General features: G+C 54.5%; 20 protein-coding genes. 8 read left to right on the top strand and 12 right to left on the bottom strand.

What is annotated here, in order from left to right; all coding sequences use genetic code 11:
• The first annotated feature begins 275 nt into the window (after positions 1-275).
• Positions 276-590: a helix-turn-helix domain-containing protein gene (locus tag ACL2XP_RS12950; RefSeq protein WP_413739146.1), complete on the top strand. Its 315-nt coding sequence runs from the start codon at positions 276-278 to the stop codon at positions 588-590.
• Positions 583-1,854, top strand: coding sequence for a type II toxin-antitoxin system HipA family toxin (locus ACL2XP_RS12955; protein ID WP_413739147.1), 1,272 nt, complete (start codon positions 583-585; stop codon positions 1,852-1,854). The genes ACL2XP_RS12950 and ACL2XP_RS12955 overlap by 8 nt, the downstream gene beginning before the upstream one ends.
• A 165-nt stretch (positions 1,855-2,019) precedes the next feature.
• On the opposite strand, the gene ACL2XP_RS12960 is transcribed toward ACL2XP_RS12955, so the two are convergent.
• Positions 2,020-2,481, bottom strand: coding sequence for an NUDIX hydrolase (locus ACL2XP_RS12960; protein WP_413738903.1), 462 nt, complete (start codon positions 2,479-2,481; stop codon positions 2,020-2,022).
• A 417-nt stretch (positions 2,482-2,898) separates the two neighbouring features.
• Between ACL2XP_RS12960 and ACL2XP_RS12965 the strand changes: the two genes are divergently transcribed.
• Positions 2,899-3,171: a DUF3811 domain-containing protein gene (locus ACL2XP_RS12965; RefSeq protein ID WP_413739148.1), complete on the top strand. Its 273-nt coding sequence runs from the start codon at positions 2,899-2,901 to the stop codon at positions 3,169-3,171.
• A gap of 50 nt (positions 3,172-3,221) precedes the next feature.
• Here ACL2XP_RS12965 and dcp read toward each other — a convergent pair whose 3' ends face one another.
• Together dcp and ACL2XP_RS12975 are read right to left on the bottom strand one after the other, a co-directional pair.
• Complete coding sequence (gene dcp / locus ACL2XP_RS12970; protein WP_413738904.1) at positions 3,222-5,273, bottom strand: peptidyl-dipeptidase Dcp; 2,052 nt, start codon at positions 5,271-5,273, stop codon at positions 3,222-3,224.
• A 182-nt stretch (positions 5,274-5,455) separates the two neighbouring features.
• Positions 5,456-6,505: an NAD(P)-dependent alcohol dehydrogenase gene (locus tag ACL2XP_RS12975; protein WP_413738905.1), complete on the bottom strand. Its 1,050-nt coding sequence runs from the start codon at positions 6,503-6,505 to the stop codon at positions 5,456-5,458.
• Between the two features lie 511 nt (positions 6,506-7,016).
• On the opposite strand from ACL2XP_RS12975, the gene ACL2XP_RS12980 reads away from it, so the two are divergent.
• Complete coding sequence (locus ACL2XP_RS12980) at positions 7,017-10,409, top strand: autotransporter outer membrane beta-barrel domain-containing protein (RefSeq protein WP_413738906.1); 3,393 nt, start codon at positions 7,017-7,019, stop codon at positions 10,407-10,409.
• Between the two features lie 205 nt (positions 10,410-10,614).
• Here ACL2XP_RS12980 and xdhC read toward each other — a convergent pair whose 3' ends face one another.
• Genes xdhC through guaD form a run of 4 tightly spaced genes read right to left on the bottom strand, consistent with a single transcriptional unit; the run spans position 10,615 to position 16,697 of the window.
• The gene (gene xdhC / locus ACL2XP_RS12985) at positions 10,615-11,448 is read right to left on the bottom strand and encodes a xanthine dehydrogenase accessory protein XdhC (protein WP_413738907.1); all 834 of its coding nucleotides are present in this window, start codon (positions 11,446-11,448) and stop codon (positions 10,615-10,617) included.
• Positions 11,449-11,471: 23 nt separating this feature from the next.
• Complete coding sequence (gene xdhB, locus ACL2XP_RS12990) at positions 11,472-13,898, bottom strand: xanthine dehydrogenase molybdopterin binding subunit (RefSeq protein WP_413738908.1); 2,427 nt, start codon at positions 13,896-13,898, stop codon at positions 11,472-11,474.
• A complete protein-coding gene (xdhA, locus tag ACL2XP_RS12995; protein WP_413738909.1) occupies positions 13,891-15,357 on the bottom strand; it encodes a xanthine dehydrogenase small subunit in 1,467 nt (488 codons plus the stop codon). The genes xdhB and xdhA overlap by 8 nt, the downstream gene beginning before the upstream one ends.
• Positions 15,354-16,697: a guanine deaminase gene (guaD, locus tag ACL2XP_RS13000; protein ID WP_413738910.1), complete on the bottom strand. Its 1,344-nt coding sequence runs from the start codon at positions 16,695-16,697 to the stop codon at positions 15,354-15,356. The genes xdhA and guaD overlap by 4 nt, the downstream gene beginning before the upstream one ends.
• Before the next feature lie 492 nt (positions 16,698-17,189).
• On the opposite strand from guaD, the gene ACL2XP_RS13005 reads away from it, so the two are divergent.
• On the top strand, positions 17,190-18,248 hold the full coding sequence (locus tag ACL2XP_RS13005; protein ID WP_413738911.1) for an aldo/keto reductase: 1,059 nt from the start codon (positions 17,190-17,192) through the stop codon (positions 18,246-18,248).
• Positions 18,249-18,335: 87 nt separating this feature from the next.
• Complete coding sequence (gene ydfG, locus ACL2XP_RS13010; RefSeq protein ID WP_413738912.1) at positions 18,336-19,085, top strand: bifunctional NADP-dependent 3-hydroxy acid dehydrogenase/3-hydroxypropionate dehydrogenase YdfG; 750 nt, start codon at positions 18,336-18,338, stop codon at positions 19,083-19,085.
• Positions 19,086-19,155: 70 nt separating this feature from the next.
• On the opposite strand, the gene ACL2XP_RS13015 is transcribed toward ydfG, so the two are convergent.
• The gene (locus ACL2XP_RS13015) at positions 19,156-19,482 is read right to left on the bottom strand and encodes a YnfA family protein (RefSeq protein ID WP_413738913.1); all 327 of its coding nucleotides are present in this window, start codon (positions 19,480-19,482) and stop codon (positions 19,156-19,158) included.
• Between the two features lie 205 nt (positions 19,483-19,687).
• Here ACL2XP_RS13015 and ACL2XP_RS13020 point away from each other — a divergent pair, with 205 nt between their 5' ends.
• Positions 19,688-19,999: a DUF1283 family protein gene (locus ACL2XP_RS13020; protein WP_413739149.1), complete on the top strand. Its 312-nt coding sequence runs from the start codon at positions 19,688-19,690 to the stop codon at positions 19,997-19,999.
• Positions 20,000-20,082: 83 nt separating this feature from the next.
• Positions 20,083-20,376, top strand: coding sequence for a DUF1161 domain-containing protein (locus ACL2XP_RS13025; protein ID WP_413738914.1), 294 nt, complete (start codon positions 20,083-20,085; stop codon positions 20,374-20,376).
• Positions 20,377-20,384: 8 nt separating this feature from the next.
• Here ACL2XP_RS13025 and ACL2XP_RS13030 read toward each other — a convergent pair whose 3' ends face one another.
• The 4 genes from ACL2XP_RS13030 to ACL2XP_RS13045 all read right to left on the bottom strand — a co-directional run bounded on the left by ACL2XP_RS13030 (position 20,385) and on the right by ACL2XP_RS13045 (position 25,142).
• A complete protein-coding gene (locus ACL2XP_RS13030; RefSeq protein ID WP_413738915.1) occupies positions 20,385-21,890 on the bottom strand; it encodes an MDR family MFS transporter in 1,506 nt (501 codons plus the stop codon).
• 148 nt (positions 21,891-22,038) lie between these two features.
• Entirely contained in the window at positions 22,039-22,728 is a 690-nt protein-coding gene (gene bioD, locus ACL2XP_RS13035; RefSeq protein WP_413738916.1) for a dethiobiotin synthase, read from the bottom strand.
• Between the two features lie 121 nt (positions 22,729-22,849).
• Entirely contained in the window at positions 22,850-24,067 is a 1,218-nt protein-coding gene (locus tag ACL2XP_RS13040) for an ROK family protein (RefSeq protein WP_413738917.1), read from the bottom strand.
• A 181-nt stretch (positions 24,068-24,248) separates the two neighbouring features.
• Entirely contained in the window at positions 24,249-25,142 is an 894-nt protein-coding gene (locus tag ACL2XP_RS13045; RefSeq protein WP_413738918.1) for a LysR family transcriptional regulator, read from the bottom strand.
• Between the last annotated feature and the right edge of the window lie 110 nt (positions 25,143-25,252).

Genomic DNA, 25,252 nt, shown 5'->3' on the forward strand with positions numbered 1-25,252 from the left:
CCTGTATCCCAGCTTACTTCATCGGCCGGCCAGTACGGATAAACACTGTCCATGGGGCAGGGTGTGCGGTAAGGAATGCAGCGCCATAACTCCTCCACGTAGTTATCTTCTAAAACTATCTTCTAAAACCGTATAATTCCTTTTAATTGTGGATTACGCCGTTTATCCCCCTCTTAAATCCATAATTTAGCGTTTTATATAGCTCATGCTGTATATCTCGTTAAATGTGTTATATTGTGTATTAAACCCTTTTATTTGGGATTGGACACAATATGATGGATTTAAGTCTTACCAAGCCAAGCGAAATTGTTAAACTGCTTTGTGACCGGGTGCGCAAGGAACGCCTGTTACAGCAGATGACTCAGGCTGAAGTTGCCGCCCGGGCTGGTATCGGTGTGAATACGGTGTCCAATCTTGAATCCGGACGGAACGTGGGATTCGAGAGCGTTGTCAGAGTGGCTATGGTACTTGGCAGGGCCAAGGAGCTTGAAGAGCTATTCAGACCGAAGGTAGACACCCTGGACGACATTCTTCGTTATGAACAAAGCGTCAAGCGCCAACGTGTAAAAAAGAAGGCCCATGATGCTTAATAAAGTCGATGTATATTACCAAGGTTGGGGAGAACGATGGAAGTGGGGGACATTGGTGTCCTCAACCGCGCTTACCGGCCGTCCGATAATCATATTTGAATACAGTGATGAAGCAATACGGAAAGGGATCGAATTGTCCTCATTCAATTTACCTTTGCGTGGCCCCAAGCTGCGAAAAGACTTTCCTGCGCATCAGTTAGGGCTGCCAGGGCCGGTTTATGATTCGCTTCCTGATGGGTGGGGCATGCTTCTGATGGATCGATTATTTAAGCGGCGGGGTCTCAATGCCGCACGAATTGGTCCACTGGAACGGCTGACCTATGTCGGAGCCAATGCGATGGGAGCGATGTCATTCCAGCCAGCGAAACCGGAAGCGTCGTCTCCGCCGGAAGAAGATATTCCTCTCTTCCAGTTAGCCTCGGAAGTCCAGGAGGTGCTCGGCGGTGATGGGGGAGAATTTTTGCAAAGACTGCTACAGATGGGCGGTTCTCCTCAGGGCGCCAGACCCAAAGCTCTGCTCTGTCGAGATCCAAAATCAGGCAAGTTCACGACAAAATCCGCTGCAGATTTCGAAAACTGGTTAATCAAGTTTCCGGCGCGACAAGAGCATCCGGAAGTGTGTGCGATCGAGGCTGTATATGCGCAATGCTTGCGAGAGTGCAATATCCAAACCCCAGACACCCAATATTTTAGCCTGCCTAACGGGCAGGCGGCATTTGCCACAAAACGTTTCGATCGACAAAAGCATATAAGGGTACCAATGCAAAGTCTCGCGGCTTTTACCGGCGCTAATTACCAATCGGCCGGGGCACTCGATTACACCAATTTTTTGCGCGCGACGCAGATGTGTACCAACGACGTGCGTGAGAAGTCACTGGCATTTGAGCGGATCGTCTTTAACATTGTGTTCAACAACCGCGACGATCATCCCAAAAATTTTTCATACCTTATGTCGCCCGCAGGCCAATGGAAATTGGCACCAGCTTACGACGTTACTTACTGTGAAGGCCCTGGTGGCTATCATCAAATGGATGTGATGGGAGAGGCGCTGGAAATCAGACGAGAGCACATTGTGTCTCTTGGAGAAGAAGAGGCGGAACTTACAGTTCAACAAATCGACTCTCTCATTGAGAGAACCTGCGATGCAGCCGCCGGCTTTTCATTAAAGGCGGAGAGCATGTTCCAAAAGCAGATCACCGGCGAAACACGGCGTACTATTCAGGGAAGAATCAATAGCAACATCAAACTTCTTTTGGCCCGTTGAATATGGAGTTTGGGATGAGCAGGATACCCAATGAGGTAACCTTATAGTCAATTTAACATAATATACATTATACGCACCTAGATGAAGATACGTGGAATCTGATGTTTTGGCCTATGATAGTCCATGTATCTGTAAAACCCTCCATCCATTGGCATCCGGTCCACCTTATGGATTTTTACCATCAAACCAAACCGACGCTAACATATCTACAATGTTCTGCGGATAAACAACGTCATTTGTTGTTGCTAGTTCTTCGGCATTCCACCAGTGGTGCTCGCTGATAACGTTCTTTTCATTACTGCTCCAATTCTCTTTACCGATCTCATGATTAGTCACTCGCACTACGTAAAATTTTTCCTGTGCTTCCACCATCTCGCCGTTCGGCAATTTCATCTCGAAATTTCTCCGTGCTACGCACTGGCCAGCTTTACTGCGTATAATTCCTGTTTCTTCCCGCAGTTCCCTGATGGCCGCTTGTTCGAATGATTCACCTCGCTCGACACCGCCGCCTGGTGTTGCCCAGTACGATTTGCCCGCCAGCGCGTCCGAGCGATGCGTAAACTTAAACAGCAAAACGTGTCTTGCAAGATCGATAACCAAAAGTCTGGCTGCTGGGCGCGATTTCATACTATCTCCTGCTTGGATGATATAGGGTTGCGCATAATGGCGCTTATGCGCACCTGTATGATGCCATATCTCCGCGCTGTTGTGATCGCGCTACGTGAAATCTGACAAATCCTGGCTACTGGGCCCGTGCAGATTGGGTTTAACAACGCCTTCATCTTTACAATTGTCGGCGCGCTGCCAGGGTTATGCGAGCAACTTATCCAGTTCGCGCCGATTGTACAAAGAGTTCCCTGGGAAGGCTTCACGGACGTTGGCGTTCTTTGGGTATAAAGCGATAATATTTTCTGCAGTGTGATGGTCGATATTGCAATTTCCCACGATAATACGGTAAGTTTTAGCAGTAACATGAGTTTTTTACTGAGACGCGGCCCACTTTCCTTTACAATGGTAGTCCTTTCCATTTTCAGGCCGACATTTATGCTCATTCCCAAGCTGACGCAGCAAGACATGACGGAAAGCGAACAACGCCAACTCAAGACGCTTCTCGACCAGGCAAGAAAAGCGCAAGGACGTCCTCTCACCAACTCTGAAAATAACCACATCAAAGATGATTACATAGCCAAACTGATGGAAGAACGCGAAATCATCGCTAAACAGGTAAGAACCCAAAAGAGACAGAAGAAACTTAAACCTGATATTTCAGCGACTTATGAATGGTCTGCTCATATGCATTCCCGCGGTAAACGCTAAATAAAGGTTAATCAATCAGAGCGAGGATTACCCCGCTCCTGATTGGATCGTTACTCGTCCTGCAAACCGCGGTTGACCAACATGGGTTCAATGCTGGGGTCTTTCCCGCGCCAGTCACGATACAATTGCTCCAGGTCCTGGCTGTTCCCCTTTGATAGGATCATATCCCGAAAGCGTTGGCCGTTTTCAGCGGTTAACCCGCCCTGCTCCCTGAACGCCTCATATGCATCATCGGCCAGCATTTCCGTCCATAGATAGGCGTAATAGCCGGCTGCGTAACCGCCGCCCCAAATATGCTGAAAATAACTGGAACGATAACGCGGGGGAACGACTGCCAAATCCACCTTATCTCGCGCCAGCGCCGCGGCCTCGAACTCGGCCACCGGCTGTTCTGGTTGTCCCGCGTCCAGCGTATGCCAGCGCATATCCAATAATGCCGCCGCCAGCAGTTCAGTCATGTCGTAGCCTTTATTAAACCGTGAGGCTTTCTCTATTTTACTGATGAGTTCCGGCGGCATGGGCTCGTCGGTTTTATAATGCCGGGCATAATTGGCGAATATGCGCGGTTCGTCCGCCCAATGTTCGTTGAATTGAGAGGGAAATTCCACAAAATCCCGCGGGGTCGCGGTACCCGACAGGCTCGGGTAGCGCTGGTTGGCGAACAAGCCATGCAGGGTATGGCCGAATTCATGGAATAACGTAATGACATCATCCCACGCTAGCAATGCCGGCTGCCCTGCCGCGGGCTTGGCGAAATTAGCGACATTATAAATGATCGGCCTGATGCCAAGCAGCGTGGATTGTTCGACGAAGTTGCCCATCCATGCGCCGCCGCCTTTATTATCCCGCTGGAAAAAATCGGCATAAAATAATGCCAGGGAAATTCCGTTTTGATCGAATATTTCATATACGCTGACATCGGGATGATAAACCGGGATATCGGATCGTGGCGTAAAGGTAATGCCATATAACAGCCCGGCCGCGTAAAAAACCCCCTGTTCCAAAACCCGGTTCAGGGCAAAATAGGGCCGGACTTGCGCATCGTTAAGGTCGTATTTTATTTTCCGTACCCGATCCGCATAAAACTGCCAATCCCACGCCGCCAGGGTAAATCCACCCGGTTGCTGGTCTATCAGGGCCTGGATCTCGGCGGCCTCCCGCTGGGCGCGGGCGGTGGCGGCAGGGACGATATTGGTCATAAACGCCAGCGCCGCCGCGGGCGCTTTTGCCATCTGGTTTTGCAGCGCCCAGGTGGCATAATCGGCAAATCCCAGCAAACCGGCCTGTTCGGCGCGAATTTTGGCCAGACGTGCGATGATCCCGCGGGTATCGTTGGCATCCGCCCGCTCCGCCCGTCCGATTGCTGCGTTAAACAGCGCCTGCCGGGTTGCGCGCTGCGTCAGTGATTGTAACTGCGGTTGTTGGGTGGTGTTTTGCAATACCAATAGCCACCCTTCCCGCAGCTCGCGATCCGCGGCCGCCTGACGGGCCGCGGTTATTTCCGGTTCGGATAATCCAGCCAGCTGTGCCGGATCGGTTATCAGCAGCGCCCCTTGCCGGGTGGCCTCAAGCAATAAGCGGGAAAAACGCGTGCTTAACGTGGCCGCCTCCTGATTGAGCAGGGAAAGCCGCCGCTTTTCTTCATCGGATAGTTTCGCGCCGGCCAGCACAAACTCCTGGTAAGTCACTTCAATCAGGCGCCTTGATTCAGCATCAAGCGCCGCGGACATGCGCCGATCGTAGACCTGCTGCAAGCGGGCAAACAGGGTACCGTTAAGTTTAATGGCATCATTCATCTGCGCCAGCTTCGGCGATTGCTGTTCATCTATCCGTTGCAGCGTATCGCTGGTATTGGCCGACGTCATGGCGCCAAATACGCTCATGACCCGCTTTAACAGTACGCCGGATTTCTCCAGCGCGAGATAGGTATTTTCAAAGGTGGGCGCATCATTTCGCCTGGCGATGGCATCAACTTCCGCCAGATATGCCCGTACACCGCGTTCAATTGCCGGCGCGTAGTCGCTTTCTTGGATCGCGTCGAAAGGCGGCGCCTGGAACGGCAGCGGACTGGCATGATAAAATGGATTTTGATGCGTGCTCATAAGCCGACTCCTGTCCGTAAACGAAGCTGCGTAAATATTGATGCTAGCACGCGTTGAGGTAAAACTCAGCTTTTGCCGGCGCGGTATTTAGCGTTGTTCAGGATAGATGACGCTCATGGCGATGACGGAATAAACCCCAACACACCATAAGCATATTGGGGTTTTAGAGGGTTTATCGTTGATTAGAGCTGTTCCAGGGAGGCCATATCAATTACGAAGCGGTAGCGTACGTCGCTTTTAACCACCCGTTCGTAGGCGTCGTTAATCTGCCCGATATTAATCATCTCTATATCGGAGACAATATTATGCTGGCCGCAGAAATCCAACATCTCCTGGGTCTCTTTGATAGATCCGATACCTGAACCCGCCAGGCTGCGGCGTCCGCCGATCAGCGCCGCGGCATGCAAGGGAACCTTGTTTTCCGGAATACCGACCAATACCATGGAGCCGTCTATCTTCAACAAGGAAAGATAAGCGCCCCAATCGATTTCCGCACCGACGGTACAAATAATCAGATCGAAGTTATTTTTCAACTGCTCGAATGTGGCCGGGTCCCGGGTGGCGTAATAGTGTTCAGCCCCCAGGCGCAGCCCATCGTCTTTCTTGGATAAACTTTGGCTGAGTACGGTAATCTCGGCGCCCATGGCGCGGCCCAGCTTGACGCCCATATGGCCAAGGCCGCCCAGGCCGATGATGGCGACTTTTTTCCCCGGACCCGCCTGCCAATGACGCAGGGGTGAATAAAGGGTGATGCCGGCACACAGCAAGGGGGCAGCGGCATCGAGGGGCAAGTTGTCGGGAATCGATAACACGTAGCCCTCTTTTACGACGATGTGGTCGGAGTACCCGCCCATGGTCGGGGTTTTTCCGTCACGTTCGGTGCTGTTATAGGTCAATACCAGGCCGTCGAGGTACTGTTCCAAATCAACATCGCGTTCGGCGCAATGTGCGCAGGAATCGACAAAACAACCTACGCCGACCCGATCGCCAATGTTGAATTTAGTGACGCCGTCGCCCTTGGCGGTCACTTCACCGACGATTTCATGTCCCGGCACCATGGGATAGATTGCGCCGCCCCACTCGTCCCTGGCCTGATGGATATCGGAATGGCAAACGCCGCAGTAGGCTATTTTTATGACGACATCGTCATGATTGGGGGCGCGGCGTTCAAATGAGTATGGCGTTAATGGGGCTTTCGCGCTTAGCGCGGCGTAACCTTTGGCTTTAGACATACGACAAGCTCCGGATTAAATTTTTAATGTAAAAACAGGATATTTTCGGCCCTGTTTTCTGGATAAGGCTTTCCACTATGACCGTAAATCATGATTAAACGGTAGACAATTTTTGTCTGATTATTGCCTAATTCTGCAATCGAGATCTCATTTCTAATCTGTTCAATCATTAATCCCACTCGCATCTTGTCCGATAATTAGCGGTTCGGTGTCAAGAAACCTTTTATGCTTAGGATTATAACCCTTTATCGTTACTAAAATAACTAATATCTAAAGGTGTTTTAATTACTTTGTTGTTTAAGGTTTAGTATTTTATTTTGAATGAGTCGAGGTGTTCAATTAATAATAATCAGCTGAATACTACAATGCCGACTAAACAAGCCAGGGGTTTAAGCTGTTTTTTATTTTTGACTGGCTAGAATACCCAACGCTAATGCATCCTGTGACTAATGGATGATTAAACAATGCACGATTTTTATTTATAATCAAAATTGAGTAAACGTAGATAACCATGAAAAAATTAAGTAAAACATTTGCCGGTGTTATTACTCTGGTTGGAGGAATAGCGCAGGCTTATGCGGGTGATACCGCGGAAATCAGGGATGCCAAGCACAAGCCTGACACATTCCAGCCCTCCGCGAGTGCTGTTGCTTCGTCCTCCGCCAGTCGTTATTCAGACCCTGTACGCACGCCCTACCTCAATAAAAAAACAGCTAAAACCGATTGGAATTGGCAATCAGCCGACCCCACGCGCAGCGATCGTTTCGTTCATGAAATACCCTGTGAAACAGAGGGGACATCGCGTGAATTTGATTTAAAAACATTCTTCAAAGATACTAAAAATAAAGACGTCAGGGTAATAATTAAATCCGGCCCCGGTGATTTAATTATAAAAAACGAGGCATCTAATAAGCGTGAACTGGATAGCATAATAATTGAAGAAGGATATGCGAAACTGGATAAATCGGCCAGGCTGCATGCGAAAAAATTTATTATTCACCAAGGCGCCGCCATTGGGGGTTCGGGGGTAATTAACGCTAACGTCGATAATGCAGGCCAGATATATGTTGGGGAAAGCGCCGATTATACCTCTATTAGCCAATCCGGCGGCGTGGAAGCCTTGGCGCTATTGGATAGCAAGACGAACAAGACCCGGCATGTATTGAGTATTAATGGCGATTTTAAGGGTCATGAGCATTCCGCTGTTTATTTAAATACGAAAGTAAATGATGATAAATCAAAAACCGATACATTAATCATCAATGGAAAAACGCAGGGGACCAGTGCGCTTATCGTTAACAATATTAAGGGTAAGGGCGGCCTGACCAAGCATGGCATCCCCTTGGTCCAGGTCAAAAACATCGATCAATCCGATATCGATTTTTTTAAATTCGACAGCAAATTTGATTTAGCCGATTATGACTATTCTTTACAGCAGCAAAAGAATGAGTGGTTATTGGTAAGCCAGCATCAAAATCAAAGCCCGGTGCCGGGTGAATGGCAGCGGCCCGTTGTCGCGGCGCTAGCGCAGGCAACTCCTCCTGAACTACCCGGGGGAGAACCGCTTGCCGCGGCAAATGATGCCCCTGAGAGCACCGCTCTTATCGCCAAACCCGAGCACTTTTCTCCCTCGATGCAAAAAAACGCAGAACAGCGCAGCGATGTTGCATCAGAGAAGTTAGACGCCGATTATTTCGCGAGCGGCGAAAGTTTCCCGTCCTCGATAGGGGCGGATGGTCGCGAATTAGACAGTCTCGTGTTAGATAGTCTTGCATCAAATAGTCTTGCATCAGATAGTCCCCGATTATCACCCGCGATATCAGGGCCGCATTCCGCAAAATGCTTCCCCGCGTTAACCTTAGTTGACGGCGAGGATGATTCAGATCTGGATAATCATGCAGGCGAGCCCCGGGCTGCCAGCACGCCGATAGATATTATCCAGGATCCTTTTTTCAGCAAATTGCATAATGAAACCAACGAGGTTATTGCAGAAATCAATTCATTGGATATGAATGATGCTGCGCAGGCCGACGCGGCGCAATCTGCGCAGCAGCCAGCGGCGGATAGTGAAGTCAACGCGGCGATCGGGAATCTGCCGCCGGCAAAACCCCCTCGCGTTATGGCGAGGGACAGCAAGAATATCAATGCCGTGCAGACGCCGGAGATACCTGGTGCCCGTTCGCGGCTAGCTGATGCCGCCGCCGTATTTGCCGAACCCAGCGCCCCCGCTGAGACGGAATTCGATGGGAATGGTGAGCACCTGGCCTCTGCGGCTATTATCCAGCCCTACAGCGTGCTGGGTGATGATAAAGATAATAACCTAGACTTGGAAGCAATCCCCCTCCCATTGCCCCCCTCTGCTGAAACCGAACCGGATAATCTAGTGCAAGGGCTGGAGCTATTGGTCGCGGACGCGGCTCCTGTCCTCATCAATACCGATCAGTCAGAGCTGATACAGGAACCTGAGCCGCAGCCGGAACCGCAGCCGGAACCACAGCCGGAACCGCAGCCGGAACCACAGCCCGAACCGCAGCCGGAACCACAGCCCGAACCGCAGCCCGAACCGCAGCCCGAGCCGCAGCCGGAACCACAGCCGGAACCACAGCCGGAACCACAGCCCGAGCCGCAGCCGGAACCACAGCCCGAACCGCAGCCCGAGCCGCAGCCGGAACCACAGCCGGAACCGCAGCCCGAGCCGCAGCCGGAACCACAGCCGGAACCACAGCCCGAACCGCAGCCCGAGCCGCAGCCGGAACCACAGCCCGAGCCGCAGCCCGAGCCGGAGCCCGAGCCGGAACCTGAGCCGCAACCTGAGACGGAACCACAGCCAGAGCCAGAGCCCGAGCCAGAGCCGCAGCCGGAACCTGCTTTATTCTCTGCCGATGCCGCAAAGCCGGCGCCCGGCATTGAAATGCGTCCTGAAACGGGGGTGTATATCGCCAATCTGGCCACGGCCAATACCCTGTTTGCTACCCGCATGCGCGATCGTATCGGCGAACCGGTCTTCCCTTCGTCGCTCTCCGGCACCTATGACGAAACGTATCCGTCCATGTGGCTACGCGTCGTTGGCGGCCACAATAAAGCGCGCGTGGGTGATGGCCGCATCGCCACCCGCACCAACACTCAGTTGGTACAGGGCGGCGGCGAGATTATCGGCTGGAGCAGCAATGGCACCGATGGCCTGCATTTTGGCGTCATGTTCGGCACCGGGAAAAGCCAGAGCCAAAGCCGGATCGGTGCTTCGGGGCTGGAAGCCAAAGGGGGGATCGACGGTTATTCGACCGGTATTTATGGTACCTGGCACAGTAATGACAGCAAGCACGAAGGGCTCTATCTTGACGGATCGCTGAGTTATAACTGGTTCGGCAACCGGGTCGCCGCCAAACGCCACGGCAAAAGAACCGACGTATCGCGGACGCATACGTATCGTTCCGAAGGGTTCGTGGGGTCCCTGGAAAGCGGCTATACCTGGAAACTGTATACTGGCGCAGGCGCCAATGCCTATCTACAACCTCAAGTACAGCTAACCTGGCAGGGAGTGCACGATCACAACCGAACGGCGCAAGATGGCGGAAAATTGGGGATGATGGGCGACAATAATCTCCAAACACGTCTCGGTGCCCGGCTGTTTCTGCAGGGTTGCGCCAGCATTGACCAAGGCAAACAGCGGATGTTCCAGCCTTATATGGAAACGAACTGGATTCATAATACCCAAGTCTACGGGGTTCGTATGGATAATATGCAGTTCAGCCAGGACGGCACCCGTAATATCGGTGAAATCAAAATCGGTCATGAGGGGCAGTTGAATGAACATCTGTCCCTGTGGGGTAATGTCGGGCAGCAAGTCGGCGGCAGCGGCTTCCATCAAACCATCGGCACCTTGGGCGTGAAGGTCAACTTCTAATCCTGTAAGGCCAGAACGGCAATTTATAAGCAGATTGCTGACAAATATGCGCATAAGCTCGAAGTGGGCATGATGCGTAAGAAGAGTAAAGCGTAGCGCGCCAGGGATGGCGCGCCCGAGCCTACAGGGAGGTATTTACGGCGTCTTTACGATCTTGCCCATCATGCCCGCCAATATGGCTTTGTCATCAAGCTCAAGGGCCGGCTTAGCCGGCCCTTTTTTCCACCGCCGCCGGTAAATAATCCACCCCGCGCGCCGTTTCAATTCCTTGCTCCGCGCTATGGTAAACGCTGATGATTTCCCCCGCTATCGCCACGGCGATTTCCACCGGCAGTTTGCCTTTTACCATTTCCAGGCCAATGGGGCAGCGTAACCGTGCCAACGCATCGGCACCCAGCCCCCTTTCCGTCAGCCGATAATTAAAACGCCGCCGTTTGGTTTGTGACCCGATCAGCCCGCAATAACGGTAATCCCCCCGTTTTAATATTCGTTCTATCAGCGCAAAATCGAGCTGATGGTCATGGGTCATCACGATAAAATAACTGTCGGTAGCCAGGGCATCCAAGGCGTCCATAGGATCATCCATAATCACGTTAACCCGTGGATCGATATGCTGCGGAAATTGATCGGCCCGGCCGTCCACCCAACTGATATCCACGGGTAAATGCGCCAGGATCTCAATAAGCGCCTTGCCGACGTGTCCGGCGCCGAACAAGGCAATATGCGGCTGCGCCAGATTTATCGGTTCAAATAGCACCGTAGTCATGCCCCCGCAGCACTGCCCTAACCGCGCGCCCAGCGAAAATCGCTCGGTGCGGCATTGGGCGCCGCGGTCGTCCAGCATCTCCCGGGCGACCCGCGTGCAGACCAACTCCAAGTGTCCGCCGCCGATGGTGCAAAATTGCCGATCGCGGGTCACCACCATTTTGGTGCCGCGGTCGCGCGGTGTGGAACCTTGCTCATCTATCACCGTCACTAATATTGACGGCGTGCGGGCGGCCTGTAATTGTGCGAGGGAACTAATCCAGTTATCGGTCATAAGCCGGCCTCACTAAATATGTATCACTTCACCGTAACGGAGCGATGCGCGCCGGTGGAATGGCACTGGTCATTTTTCGTGACAATGTCACAATTACCCGCATTCCACAGCAACATATCATCCACCGCCGCCAAGACCCGCTCCGGCGTTGCCGGCGCATCCAGTAACGGCTGATGCCGCTCATTCCCGACGCTGGCCACCGCGTCTTTGATGGCGCACCATACTGAAATCGCCAGCATAAACGGCGGCTCGCCCACCGCTTTGGAATGAAACACCGTTTGTTGCGGGTTAGCCCGGTTTTCCAGCAGGCGAACGTTAAATATCGGCGGCACATCGCCGATAGCGGGGATTTTATAACTGGCGGGCCCGTCGGTGAGCAGCCGCCCATCGGGGCCCCAAACCAGCTCTTCGCTGGTCAGCCACCCCATGCCCTGGATAAAACCGCCCTCCACCTGGCCGATATCAATCGCCGGATTCAGGGAATTACCGACGTCATGCAGGATATCGGTACGCACTACCCGGTATTCGCCGGTCAGGGTGTCCACCACCACCTCGGCGCAGGCCGCGCCATAGGCAAAATAGTAGAATGGCTGACCGGACGCCTGCCGGCGATCGTAATGGATGGTCGGCGTGGCGTAATAGCCCTGGCTTGCCAGCGAAACCTGCTGAAAATGGGCCAGTTCCGCGACTTCGGCCAATGTAAACAGCCGCCCGGCCACGCTGACTAAACCGTTGCGAAATACAATCTGTTCGGCGCCGGCGTCATAGACCCGGCATAGCATTGCCACCAAGCGTTCTTTAAGCGTCTCGGCGGCGTGCTGCGCGGCTTTGCCATTCAGATCGGCTCCGGACGAGGCGGCGGTTGGCGACGTATTGGGGATTTTGCCGGTATCGGTGGCGGTAATGCGGATATGGCTGGTATCGACGCCCAGAACCTGTGCCACCACTTGCAGCACTTTGGTATGCAATCCCTGCCCCATTTCCGTGCCGCCATGGTTGAGTTGCAGCGTACCGTCCGTATACATCAGCAGCATGGCCCCGGCCTGGTTAAGAAAGCTGGCGGTAAAGGAAATACCAAACTTCACCGGCGTCAGCGCCAGGCCGCGTTTCAGGATTGGACTGGCGGCGTTAAACGCGATAATTTCCCGGCGCCGCGCTTCATAGTGCGCGGATTGTTCCAGCCCGGCGGTAAGTTCATCCAGCAGGTTGTCTTCCACCGTTTGGTAGTAATGGGTGATATTGCGCTGGGTTTTACCGTAGTAATTGAGCTTACGCACCGCCAGCGCGTCGCGGCCCACCTCGCGCGCGATATGATCGATGATGTGCTCGATGGCCATCATGCCCTGGGGGCCGCCAAAGCCGCGAAACGCCGTATTCGAAGCGGTATTGGTCCGGCAGCGGTAGCCGGTAATCAACACATTGGCCAGGTAATAGGCGTTATCCGCGTGGAACATGGCGCGGTCGACGATGGAGGCGGAAAGATCCGCCGAATAGCCGCAGTCGGCCGCCAGATCCAGTTTCAGGGCGAGCATCAGTCCTTGCGCGTCAAAGCCCACGTCGTAGCGTACCAGGAAGGGATGGCGCTTACCGGTCATCAACATATCATCGCGGCGGTTAAGGCGCATTTTGGCCGGTTTACCGGTGAGCGCCGCGGCCAGGGCGCATAAACAGGCGGGGCCGGCGGCCTGAGTCTCCTTGCCGCCGAATCCCCCACCCATTCTGCGCATATCCACCGTAACGTCTTTCATGGCGATGCCCAGCACCGATGCCACCAGTTTTTGTACTTCGGTGGGGTGCTGGGTCGATGAGAAAACCATCATGGCGCCGTCCTCGCCGGGGATAACCGAGGCTACCTGGGATTCCAGGTAAAAATGCTCTTGCCCGCCGATGCGCAATTGCCCCTGAAGTCGACGCGGCGCATCCGCCAGGGTCCCGTCGGGATCGCCGCGCCGGTGGCAATGGGGGGCATCCACATAGTGCCGTTGTTCAAGCGCGTCTTCGATGGTTAATACCGCCGGCAACGGCTGATAGTCAATAATGGCCGCCGCCGCCGCCCTATGGGCGGTAAGCGGGTCCCTGGCCGCCACCACCAGGATGACCTGCCCGACAAATTCCACCGCCTCCCGCGCCAGCAGCGGGTCCCCGGCTACCAGCGGGCCGATATCCAGCTCGCCGGGCACATCCTCCCAGGTTATGACCCGCTCCACACCCGCGAACAAATAGCACGGCGAAACGTCGATATGGGTGATACGGGCATGGGCGTAATCGCTTAGCCGGGGCGCCAGATGTAATTGATTAGGCAACTCGGGGCGATCGTCAATATAAAGCGCCGCGCCGCTGACATGTTTAGCCGCGCTTTCATGGGGCAGCCGCTGGCCGACGGCGTCCGCCGTCCGGTCAAAACGCTGCTGGCGCTGCGCCTCCGATAGGGTTTTCGCATGTTCAGGCATAATGGCCGACCTCCAAACGTTCGCTCGGCAATGCGGACGCCAAATAAAAGCGGCGCAAAAGATTTTGGGCCACTCGCAGCCGGTAATGCGCGCTGGCGCGCAGATCGCTCAGAGGGCTGAAATCCGCCGCCAGCGCCAGGCAGGCATGCTCGAAAGCCTCTGCGCCCCAAGGCCGTCCGGTTAACGCCGCTTCGGCGCCCGCGGCCCGCAGGGGGATCGCCGCCATGCCGCCGTAAGCCAGGCGGGCGGATTGGATAATCCCCTGGCGCACCTCGCAATTAAACGCGCCAAATACCGCGGAGATATCGTCTTCGCGCCGTTTAGAGACTTTATAGGCGTGATAAATATGTGACGCTGTCACTCTTGGTATAATAATCTGCTCGATAAATTCACCCGGACGCAGCGCGGTGGCCCGGTAGGCATGGAAGAACAAATCCAGCGGCAACTCCCGCACTTCTTCGCCCTGCCGCAGCCGCAGGCGGGCGTCGAGCGCCAACAACATCGGCGCCCCGTCGCCTACCGGCGAGGCGTTGGCCAGATTGCCGCCCAGCGTGGCCTGATTGCGAATTTGACGCGAGGCAAAACGCGGCAATACGTCGGCGAATCCCGGCAGGTATTGCGCCAGGAAGGGTTCGCAGGCGCTTAGCGAGGCGCCCGCGCCTATCGTTAGCTGCCGTTCATCCGCCGCTAACGTCTTTAATTCGGGCAAATGGCTAATATCAATCAGTAAAGGCAGCGATTCCCGGCGCAGGGTGATAGCCAGCGCCAGATCGGTGCCGCCGGCCAACAGCCGTGCCGCGGGGTGTCGCCGGTAGGCGTCGCTGAGTTGTGTAAGGGTTCGGGGAATCAGGCAGGCGGGCCCCTTCCCGTCAAACTTGCCGGGGTCGGCGAATGGCGGCGGGTCCAGCCGCGCAAGCTGCGTCAACGTCTCGGTTTCCCGCGCCGCAAAGCAATCGCCGCTGCGATCCTGGCAACTCTGTCTAGCGGCGGCAACGATCGACCGGTAGCCGGTACAACGGCACAGATTGCCGCCGAGGGCTTGTGTTATCGCTTCGTCATTATTGCTAGCATCAGCGCGGGTATCCGCGGCGGATTTTTGCAGGGCGAACAGCGACATGATGATGCCCGGCGTGCAAAACCCGCACTGCGAGGCGTGGCAATCCACCATGGCCCGCTGTATGCCATGCAGCTGGCCCTGCTGCTGCAAGTCCTCAACGGTAAGCAGCTGCTTGCCGTGCAGGGCGCTGACCAAGGTGATGCAGGCGTTGACGCTGCGATATTGCAGCTTGCCCGCCGCGGCCTGGGCCAGCACCACGGTACAGGCGCCGCAGTCTCCCGAGGCGCAGCCTTCCTTGGTGCCGTGCCGGCCCCTGATACGGCGCAGATAGGTTAATAGCGTGGTATTGGGGTCCAGATCGGCCTCGGCGACCGGCGTCTGGTTAAGTAAAAATCGGATCATTCGGCCTCCCGGTTATTTTCGCGTGCGTAGGCGCGCTCGCCCTGAATCCAGGTTTGATAAATAGTGCGATCGTCGCCCAACATCATCAGGGCGAATAGCCGTTCATGAATATCTTTACTGTTTTGGTCGCGCAACTGCTGTAACGGAGTCGCCGCCGGGTCGAGCACCACGAAATCCGCTTCTTTGCCGGGCAGGAAATTACCCAGCACATCGTCAAGGCACAAGGCTTTCGCCGCCCCCAGGGTGGCATGGTAAAATGCTTCGTAGACCGACAGGCGGTAGCCCTGCAATTGGCCGACTTTATAAGCCTCCGCCAGGGTTTGCAGCAGATTAAAAGTGGTGCCGGCGCCCACGTCGGTTCCTATGCCGATGGGCACCTGCAACTGCCAGCTTTTGTGTAAATTAAACAATCCGCTGCCGAGAAAAAGGTTCGAAGTGGGACAAAACGCGATAGCTGAATGGGAATGCGCCACCTCCCGCCATTCGCTATCCTCCAGATGCAGGCCGTGGGCGAACATGCATTTGCGTCCCGTCAGTCCGTAATGGCGATACACATCAAAATATCCGGCGCGCTCGGGGAACAGTTGTTTAACCCAGGCCACCTCGTCTTTATTTTCACTCAGGTGGGTTTGTAAATAGATATCGGGAAACTCCCGGCGCAATCGCCCCGCCATGCCCAGCAACTCCGGGGAAGATGTCGGGGCGAAACGCGGCGTCAGGGCATAACGCAGCCGGCCTTTATTATGCCAGCGCTCAATCAGCGCCCGCGTCCCGGCTTCGCTCTCTTGCGCCGTTTCCAGCAATTCGTCCGGGGCGTTGCGATCCATCATTACTTTGCCGGCGATAATGCGCATTTTGCGCGCCAACGCCGCGGCGAACAGCGAATCGACGGACTGGGTGTGCACCGTCCCGTAAATCATTGCCGTGGTGGTGCCGTTGCGCAGCAATTGATCCAAAAAGAAATCCGACATGCGGGCGGCGCGATCGGGACAGTGGTATTGGCTTTCGGTAGGAAAAGTGTAGTGGTTTAACCATTCAAGCAATTGCGTACCGTAAGCGCCGATCATTTCGGTTTGCGGATAGTGCACGTGGCTATCGATAAATCCCGGCACGATGATTTTATCCGGCAAATGGATCGTGCGTACGCGCCGATCGAGGGAGGATTGCGCCTCTTGCCAAGGCCGCAGCGAGATAATTTTTCCCGCTTCGATAAGCAACACGCCGTCCGGGATAAAACGCGCGGTTTGCTCCAGCGCCGCCGGATCGTCAACGGCCGCGGTTAAATCAAAGAAACTGCCGCGAACGGCGGTAATAGTATGCATGGTGCTGGCCTTTTTCATTCAATCCCCGGCGCCGGGGAACGACGTTTCGCCCGGCGTCAAAACGCATATATAAGATATGGCAAGATATGTGCCATATTTCAAATCTCGCCGTTACGGGAAAAGTAGTTTAAAATCAATATATTAAACACCATTTTGATAAGTTTTCAGGCTACAGGGTTTTATTGGGCCCGCAGGCAAACGGTTGCTTATTTCAGCGGTTTATAGGCAACCGTTTGCGCACAGAATAAACCGGCATTAAATGGCGCTTTTTTTTATGACCAATCATTGCCGGCCTCAAAACAAGAGTGGCGGAAGACACAAAATGTTAACATTTCGCACGGGGCCGGTACCTTTGCACCGAAATGAGGCATTTTACGCTTAAAAACAGGCTGTTGATGAGGAGCACAATGGTCTATGCTCAAGCATTGTGGTTAACAGCCATCGCGTTGCCGTCCGGTTTGGGTTCGGCCGGCATGCACCTTTTATCTATCCATCCCGAGGAAAATATATATGGAATATCGTCAACTTGGCCGTTCAGGCCTGAAAGTATCGGTATTAAGTCTCGGCACCATGACCTTCGGCGGCAAAGGAAAATTCGCCAAAGTGGGCGATACCGGCGTGGCGGAAGCCCGGCGGCAGCTAGCGATTTGTATTGAGGCGGGAATTAACCTGTTTGATACCGCCGATGTGTATTCACAGGGGGTTTCGGAAGAGATTCTAGGCGAAGTGCTTAAAGATAAGCGCGACAGCGTTCTTATAGCTTCCAAAGCCCGTTTTCCCATGGGAAATGGGCCAAACGATCGCGGTTCCTCGCGCCATCATTTGATTCGCGCCTGCGAAGCGAGCCTGAAAAGGCTCAATACCGACCATATCGATTTATACCAATTACATGAATGGGATGGACAGACGCCGCTGGAAGAAACGCTTTATGCCCTGGAGCACCTGGTAACCAGCGGCAAGGTGCGCTATGTAGGCATCTCGAATTTCTCCGGCTGGCATATCATGAAGACGCTGGGCGTTTCGGAACGCCTGAACCTGATTCGTCCCGTCAGCCAGCAAATCCATTACTCCCTGCAAAGCCGGGAAGCGGAATATGAATTGCTGCCGATCACCCAGGATCAAGGGTTGGGAGTATTGGTATGGAGTCCTTTGGCCGGCGGATTATTGTCCGGTAAATACCGCCGCGATCGCCAACCCGAAGGCAGCACCCGCCATATTGAAGAATGGAACGAGCCGCCGATTTATAACCAGGATGCCTTATACGATATCATCGACGTGCTGGTGGCCATCGCCGAAGAACGCAATGTTTCCGCCGCCCAGGTTGCTCTGGCCTGGCTGATTAGCCGGCCGGCGGTAACGTCGGTGATTATCGGCGCCAGAACCGAGGAGCAGTTAAAAGACAATTTGCGTTCGGCGGATCTGGTGCTCAATGCCCAGGAAATTTCCCGCCTGTCGGATGTAAGCCGTCCGCCGCTGATTTATCCTTATTGGCATCAGGCGCAGACGGCAGCCGATCGCCTGTCGCCGGCGGATTTATCTTTGATTGCGCCCTATCTGCGAAAACCTTAGTCTATAAATAACATTGGACTTGACCATTCGACATCACGCCCTGATTATTTAAGTACATGATTATTTAAGAGTATAAGGAATCGCTAGATGATTATTTTTGTTACCGGCGCCACCGCGGGTTTTGGCGAAACGATAACCCGCAGATTTATCCGGGAAGGCCATAAGGTCATTGCCACCGGCCGCCGCCAGGAGCGGCTGGATGAACTCAAAGCCGAGCTGGGCGCTGCGCTATATCCCGTTAAACTCGATGTGCGCGACCGCGACGGTATCGCCGCCGCCGTGGCCGCCCTGCCCCCCGAATGGCGGGAAGTGGATGTGCTGGTTAACAATGCCGGTTTGGCGTTGGGCATGGAACCGGCGCAGAAAGCTAATCTCGATGACTGGGAAACCATGATCGATACCAACAACAAGGGGTTGGTTTATATGACCCGCGCCCTGTTGCCCGGCATGGTGGAGCGCAAGCGTGGACATGTGGTTAACCTGGGTTCCACCGCGGGTCGCTGGCCTTATGCCGGCGGCAATGTGTATGGGGCCACCAAGGCGTTTACCCGCCAATTCAGCCTTAATCTGCGCACCGATCTGGTCGGCACCAAGGTCCGCGTCACGGATATCGAACCCGGCCTGGTGGGCGGCACCGAATTTTCAGCGGTGCGCTTCAAAGGCGATGGCGATAAAGTGTCGAATACGTATAAAAATGCCGATCCGTTAATGCCCGAAGACATTGCCGAGGCAATTTATTGGGTCGCTACCCTGCCGGCCCATGTGAATATCAATGTGCTGGAAATGATGCCCGTCAATCAATCCTTTGCCGGATTAAGCGTCCATCGGGACGAGTAAATCTCGCCCCGGCCGGGAGGCCGGGGCCGTTTCGCCCTCCCATCCTTTTGTGCCGCCGCCGATACCGGTTTCAAGCTCTCGACCAGCCGGCAACCATTATCATCACCCCCACGAACACCACCGCCGCGCCCAGCCAGTCCAGGGATGATAATTTTACGCCGTCGATGAACCTTAGCCACAGCAAGGCGGTCAATATGTACATGCCGCCATAGGCGGCATAAACGCGGCCGCTGGCGGCGGGATGCAGCATCAGCAGGCTCACGAAAACCACCAGGCTGGCGGCGGCGGGGATCAGCAACAGAATGCTGCCCCCCCTTTTCGCCCAAAGATAAGGCAGGTAACATCCCAGGATTTCTGCGATAGCCGTGGCGAAAAACAGCAAGGCCGTTTTGAACATTCAGCGTCCGATCCTTAATCCATTGCAACAATTGCGGGTGGTTTTACGACATATGCCAATGTTATTATGCCGTTATAATATGAAGCAATTTTACCTGCGCCAGTAGCCCTCTACGCGTATTAACGTAAGCTAACAATAGTATCCATGTAAAAATGAAAAGGAAGAAGTTATGAACAACAACACCTACCCACGATTGCTTGGCGGGATGCTATCGGTCGTCCTGCTGGCTTTTTCCGCCGCTGGTTATGCCGCCGGCAATACGCAGCGATTGATCGTCGAATCAGGTGATTCCGCCCAGTCAAAAGAGGAGGCGCGCCAAAGCCAGGAGCAATGGAACGCCACCCATAACCTGCGTAATAAGGTCAACCAACGCGTTGAAAAGGATTTCGACAAGTACGATAAAACCGTCGATCTGCAGGAAAAATGCGCCAGCAGCGAAAATGTCAATGCGTATTGGGAAGCCAACACCTCGCGCTGCCTGGACCGCCGCACCGGCCGTTCATTAATGGCGCCATGACGCCCTCAGGCGGTTGATTTCCCCTTTTTGATAACGCTGCTATTCTTGTAGGGGATACTTCATACTCAAATAAGGATGGTAAGATGAAGACATTAAGCCTCAGGGTAAAGCACAACTTTATCAGGCTGGCCGCGACGCTGTTTTTGTTGGCGCCGCTGGCGGCACAGGCATCCTGCGACAGCGTCAAAGCGGACATCACCCAGAAAATCGTCGCCAACGGCGTGCCTGAGTCAAACTTCCGTCTGGATGTCGTCGCCAACGACCAGGCAGACCAGGCCGGTGGCCAAGTGGTCGGCCATTGTGAAAACGATACCCAGAAAATAGTTTATATCCGCACCGACGATGCGTCCGCCCCCAACGACGCGCCGAGTCCATAATCAATGACTCAGGGCGAGCGTCGGGATCGGCTCTCGCCCTCTTCCAGCGGTTTGTGATGGCGAGGGATACCCCAGGCCGAAAACAAAGCGCAAAAAGCCAGTCCGGCTGACAGGACAAATACCCAGTGCAGCGATAACCCCACCTGCTGAACGATAATGGGCAAATCAATATCGCTTATTCCGGCGCCCGGCCCTTCCTGGCGCGCAATCAGCAACTGCATCGGATCGCCGATCGTCGGTAAGCGCAACCGCAAATTAAAATTTAATGTCGCGCCTAACAAGGCCGTCCCCAACGCCGAGCCCAGCATACGGGTAAACATGGTGGAAGCGGTGGCTATCCCCCGCATGCTGAAATCCGCTTCGTTTTGCACCGACACCAAAAATGTCGTGCTGCTCATGCCCATGCCGACCCCAATGATAAACGCGGCGACGCGGGCGAACCACAGGCTGCTATGGGGCGTAAGCAGCAGTAATAATCCGCTACCCGCCATCAGGAACAGCGCGCCGGTCACCGCGGTAAAGCGATACGAGGTGCGGTGCATAATGCGTCCGCTCAGCACGCTGGCCAGCGGCCAGCCGAGGGACATGACCGCGAGCGTCCAACCGGCGGCCAAGGCCCCGCCGCCCATTACCGCCTGGATATAGGCGGGCAAGAAAGCGGAAATGCCCATCATCGCCGCGCCGATGGCCAGACCGCCGATATTGCCGGCGACGATGGTGCGGCTGCGCCACAGCGCCGGCGGAAAAAGCGGCGAAGCGGTGGTGATTTGCTGCCGGACAAACAGAAAACCGCTCAGCAGCGATAAGATCAGCAAGGGGATCGACCAAAGGCCGAATTGCCCGGACTGGAGGATGGTCAGTAACAACGCGCCGATGGACACCGATAAATAGCTGATGCCCAGGCTATCGAGCGCCCGGGACGGCTGGTCGTTATCGCCGTTGGGCAAATAGCGGCCAAGTAACAGCAGCGAAACCATGCCCAGCGGGAGATTGACCCAAAACACCCCGGCCCAGCGGTAATGTTCAACGATAAACGCGCCCAGCAGCGGCCCGATAATGGCGGAGACCGCCCAAACGCTGGCGAGATATCCCTGGGCCCTGGCCCGGAGGTGCGGCGGATAAATATCCGCCACGATAGTGGTGGTCAAGGGGGTAATCGCCCCTGCGCCCAAACCTTGCAAGGCCCGGAATATGATCAGCCAGACCATGGTATGGGCAAAGCCGCACAGCGCCGACCCCGCCAGAAACAGGCCAATTCCGAAAAAAAATACCGGTTTACGCCCATAAAGATCGGCCAATCGGCCATAAATGGGCACGGTGATCGCCTGCATCAGCAAATACACCGCGAAGACCCAGCCTAAAGAGGCAAAGCCGCCCAGATCGGTAACGATGGTCGGCATGGCGGTGGCCACGATGGTGACTTCGACGGCGGCCATAAACATGGCCAGCATGCAGGCGGTTAAAATCCAGCCCCGGTGCGCGGGAATTCCGCGATCCTGAACGGAGGTGATCATGGGTGCCTATGATTCCAGTGTGCCAGAACCAGAGTATATCCAGCTTGCGGTTGGCAAGGTACCCTATTTTTCAGCAGCGCGGGCGTGAAGATCGTATGGAACGCCAAGGCAAAAAATCGCGACACTCACTCGGCGTATACGGGGGCGATTAAGCGGTAAGCTTTTCTTTTAACTCAAATACCCTGCCTAAATCAATATAACCGGAAAGATCGCGCTGTTCGGGCCGTGGCAAATAAGGCAATTCACCCAACTGCGGGGCCTTAATTTTATTGCGTAATACATCCATTATTTCAGCATAATGCGCCAGACCGGGATTGATGCGGTTGGCGACCCAACCTATTAACGGCAGTCCGTCATTAATAATGGCCTCGGCGGTTAATAATGCATGATTGATACAGCCCAGCTTAATGCCGACCACCAAAATTACCGGCAGCTGTTCCTGTACCACCCAATCAGAATAGGGGCGATAATCGCTCATGATGGTGCGCCAGCCGCCACTGCCTTCCACCACTATCGTATCGGCCAGTTCGCTTAAATGACGCAGTCCCTCGGTCATCAGGCCGTAATTAATTTCATCGCCGGAATAGGCGCTTATTTCCTCTTCCCGCAGGGTAATCGGATTAATTGCGCCATAAGGCAGTTGCAGCGTGGAGGATGCGCCCAGGATCAGGGCGTCTTTATTGCGCAGCCCCTCCGCCGTTTCCTCGCTGCCGCGGGCAATAGGCTTATAACCTACCGCGCTTAGGTTATTCTTGGCCAAGTTTTGCAGCAAGGCGCGGGAGACAATTGTTTTGCCGACGGCAGTATCCGTACCGGCAACAAAAATTCGTTTTAACATGACTACTCCAGCCTGGCGTTAATCCATTGGACATGTTTGGATAAGGTAAAGGGTTAACCTAAAATGTACCCGATACGGCGCCGGCGCAGCTTGCGTTAGCGCAATATTTCCTCGTTAAGCCTTATCCCTGTACCAATTTCAATAACAGCGAGCCATCGTAGAGCGCATCTTTAATCAATGCCGCGGCCGGCATAGTGCCCTGGTTTTTATAACGCGTGGCCTGAACGGTAATATCTTTGCTGTAATCTGGCAAAGATTGTTGCCTGATATTGGCGAGGATGACCGGAAAAAGAATATCCGAGGCGAGATTCAAAGGCGAGCCCACCAGGATTTTTTCAGGATTAAACAGGTTGACCATAATGGCCAATATTCGTCCCACGCTATTGCCGATGCCGACAATAATGTCGCGGGCCAGCGTATCGCCGGACATGGCCGCCTCGCAAAGGGTTTCAACGCTGACCGGCGAGCCGTTCATGGAAGAATTCATATTCAGCGCCAGGCGCTGGCGGGTAAGCTCAAGAATGCTTTCAATGCCGGCCACCGTCTCCAGGCAGCCGCGGTTGCCGCAATAACAGCGTTTGCCATAGGGTTCCACCTGGGTGTGGCCGATCTCCACCAGGCTGCGGCTGCTGCCGTGCAGCAAGGTGCCGCCGGTAATCACGCCGGCGCCGACATTATGATCGATGACGATCTGGATGACGTCGTTGCAATCCCGCGCCGCGCCATAAAGCGCTTCGGCCATGGTCCAGGCGCAGATATCATGCTGCAAATAGGCGGGTACCCCGATATGTTCGGTGAGCGCCGGCCCAAGGGCCATGTTATCGACGTTATACCACGGCATGCGATGCACCGTGCCCGCCGCGGCATCAATAATACCCGGCAGGGTTACCGCAACGGCGGTCAGCCGTTCCAACTGCTGTTGATGGCGGATAAAAAAGTGATCGATAATCCGCAGCAGCCGAACCAATAAAGACTCCGGCGCCTGGGCCGGCAGCGGCAAGGTATCCTCGACGATCAATTTACTGCTGAGCTCACGCAGCGCCAAGGTTATGGTGCCGTGGCCAATACGCACCGCCAGGAAATGCCAGGCTTGGGTATCTACCACCAGTCCGATGGCCGGCCTGCCGCGCAGGCCGTTTTCCTGATATTCGGTTTCGGTTACCAGATGGGCTTCGACCAATTCACGGACTATCTTCGTGATGCTGGCGGGCGCGAGCCGGGCCAGCTTGGACAAGGCGATACGCGAAATAGGGCCAAACGTATCAATCAGGCGATAGACCACTCCCGCATTAGTCTGTTTGATCTGATCGATATGCCCAGGTTGACCATGGCCAATCACTCACCTTGCTCCTGATATTTTCACGCTATAAAATAATATATTGGGGCTATGTTGTGACTTTTCATTTTAGCCGTCAAATATTTGATTAGTTATGTGATTTACCGCACACAATACCCCGGTCAGGGCCGTCATTGTCCCTGACACAGCCGCGTGATCCACACTTCCTGCGCAAATCATAACACTATTGCCTCAGCATTAAATTGATCAGCATCTGTGCGGAGGCGGAAAGCTCGCGCTGCCGATGGGTAACCAGCCAGACTTCGGTCTTGGCCTCGGGTTCGTCCAATGCGAGATAACGCACGCTATCAATTTTGATGCGGGAAAAAGAAGCCGGCAGTAAAGACACGCCCAAGCCGGCGGAAACCAGGCCGATAATGGTCATGGCCTCGCCCACTTCCTGGGTGATATAGGGCGTAATGGCAAATTGTTTGAGCAGCAGCAGCGTTTCATCGTACAAGGCGGTGCCCACCTGGCGATCAAAAAAGACAAACGGCTCGCTGGCTAACTGCCGAATACTGATTTTGCCGTTTAACGCGCCGGCCAGGGGATGATCCTGGTGCACCACCGCCACCAGGGCTTCGCGCAACAAGAGCCGGTAAGTCAGCGCGTCCGGCAAGGGCGTATTGCGCATAACCCCCATGTCGAATTTGCCGTTAAGCAACGGTTCGATTTGTTGCTTGGTGTTCGTCTCGACCATTTGGATATGCACGGCGGGATGTTGCTGGCGAAAAGCCAGCAAGCTTGCCGAAATACGCTGGTTAAACGGCGTCGAGGAGGTAAATCCAATCGTGATCTCCCCTAATTCGCCGCGGTGGATTCTGGCGGCCCGCTCCGCGGCCTGGTTGACCTGTTCGACGATCAGCCAGGCTTCTTGCAGGAATTGCCTACCCGCCGGGGTCAGTCGGACATTGCGGTTATTGCGGTCCAGCAGGCGTGCGCCGACTTGCTGTTCAAGTATCTGGATTTGCTGGCTTAACGGCGGCTGGGAAATATGCAGCTGTTCGGCGGCGCGGCCGAAATGCAGCGTTTCCGCGACGGCGATAAAATAACGCAGGTGGCGCAATTCGATATTCATATTTTAAACATATCAATTGAGATTATTAATATATTAGACAACAAACCCGCTTTTTCCTATTATTTTCAAAACGTTCTTCATCGATGCATTGTAGATTCGCCGACTTGTCT

The organism is Sodalis sp. RH21 (assembly GCF_047324175.1).
Classification (GTDB): domain Bacteria; phylum Pseudomonadota; class Gammaproteobacteria; order Enterobacterales; family Enterobacteriaceae; genus Acerihabitans.

Excerpts from the sequence above, each read along its gene's own strand:
- ACL2XP_RS12950 (WP_413739146.1), top strand. The coding sequence starts at position 276 with ATGGATTTAAGTCTTACCAAGCCAAGCGAAATTGTTAAACTGCTTTGT.
- ACL2XP_RS12955 (WP_413739147.1), top strand. The coding sequence starts at position 583 with ATGCTTAATAAAGTCGATGTATATTACCAAGGTTGGGGAGAACGATGG.
- ACL2XP_RS12960 (WP_413738903.1), bottom strand. The coding sequence starts at position 2,481 with ATGAAATCGCGCCCAGCAGCCAGACTTTTGGTTATCGATCTTGCAAGA.
- ACL2XP_RS12965 (WP_413739148.1), top strand. The coding sequence starts at position 2,899 with ATGCTCATTCCCAAGCTGACGCAGCAAGACATGACGGAAAGCGAACAA.
- dcp (WP_413738904.1), bottom strand. The coding sequence starts at position 5,273 with ATGAGCACGCATCAAAATCCATTTTATCATGCCAGTCCGCTGCCGTTC.
- ACL2XP_RS12975 (WP_413738905.1), bottom strand. The coding sequence starts at position 6,505 with ATGTCTAAAGCCAAAGGTTACGCCGCGCTAAGCGCGAAAGCCCCATTA.
- ACL2XP_RS12980 (WP_413738906.1), top strand. The coding sequence starts at position 7,017 with ATGAAAAAATTAAGTAAAACATTTGCCGGTGTTATTACTCTGGTTGGA.
- xdhC (WP_413738907.1), bottom strand. The coding sequence starts at position 11,448 with ATGACCGATAACTGGATTAGTTCCCTCGCACAATTACAGGCCGCCCGC.
- xdhB (WP_413738908.1), bottom strand. The coding sequence starts at position 13,898 with ATGCCTGAACATGCGAAAACCCTATCGGAGGCGCAGCGCCAGCAGCGT.
- xdhA (WP_413738909.1), bottom strand. The coding sequence starts at position 15,357 with ATGATCCGATTTTTACTTAACCAGACGCCGGTCGCCGAGGCCGATCTG.
- guaD (WP_413738910.1), bottom strand. The coding sequence starts at position 16,697 with ATGAAAAAGGCCAGCACCATGCATACTATTACCGCCGTTCGCGGCAGT.
- ACL2XP_RS13005 (WP_413738911.1), top strand. The coding sequence starts at position 17,190 with ATGGAATATCGTCAACTTGGCCGTTCAGGCCTGAAAGTATCGGTATTA.
- ydfG (WP_413738912.1), top strand. The coding sequence starts at position 18,336 with ATGATTATTTTTGTTACCGGCGCCACCGCGGGTTTTGGCGAAACGATA.
- ACL2XP_RS13015 (WP_413738913.1), bottom strand. The coding sequence starts at position 19,482 with ATGTTCAAAACGGCCTTGCTGTTTTTCGCCACGGCTATCGCAGAAATC.
- ACL2XP_RS13020 (WP_413739149.1), top strand. The coding sequence starts at position 19,688 with ATGCTATCGGTCGTCCTGCTGGCTTTTTCCGCCGCTGGTTATGCCGCC.
- ACL2XP_RS13025 (WP_413738914.1), top strand. The coding sequence starts at position 20,083 with ATGAAGACATTAAGCCTCAGGGTAAAGCACAACTTTATCAGGCTGGCC.
- ACL2XP_RS13030 (WP_413738915.1), bottom strand. The coding sequence starts at position 21,890 with ATGATCACCTCCGTTCAGGATCGCGGAATTCCCGCGCACCGGGGCTGG.
- bioD (WP_413738916.1), bottom strand. The coding sequence starts at position 22,728 with ATGTTAAAACGAATTTTTGTTGCCGGTACGGATACTGCCGTCGGCAAA.
- ACL2XP_RS13045 (WP_413738918.1), bottom strand. The coding sequence starts at position 25,142 with ATGAATATCGAATTGCGCCACCTGCGTTATTTTATCGCCGTCGCGGAA.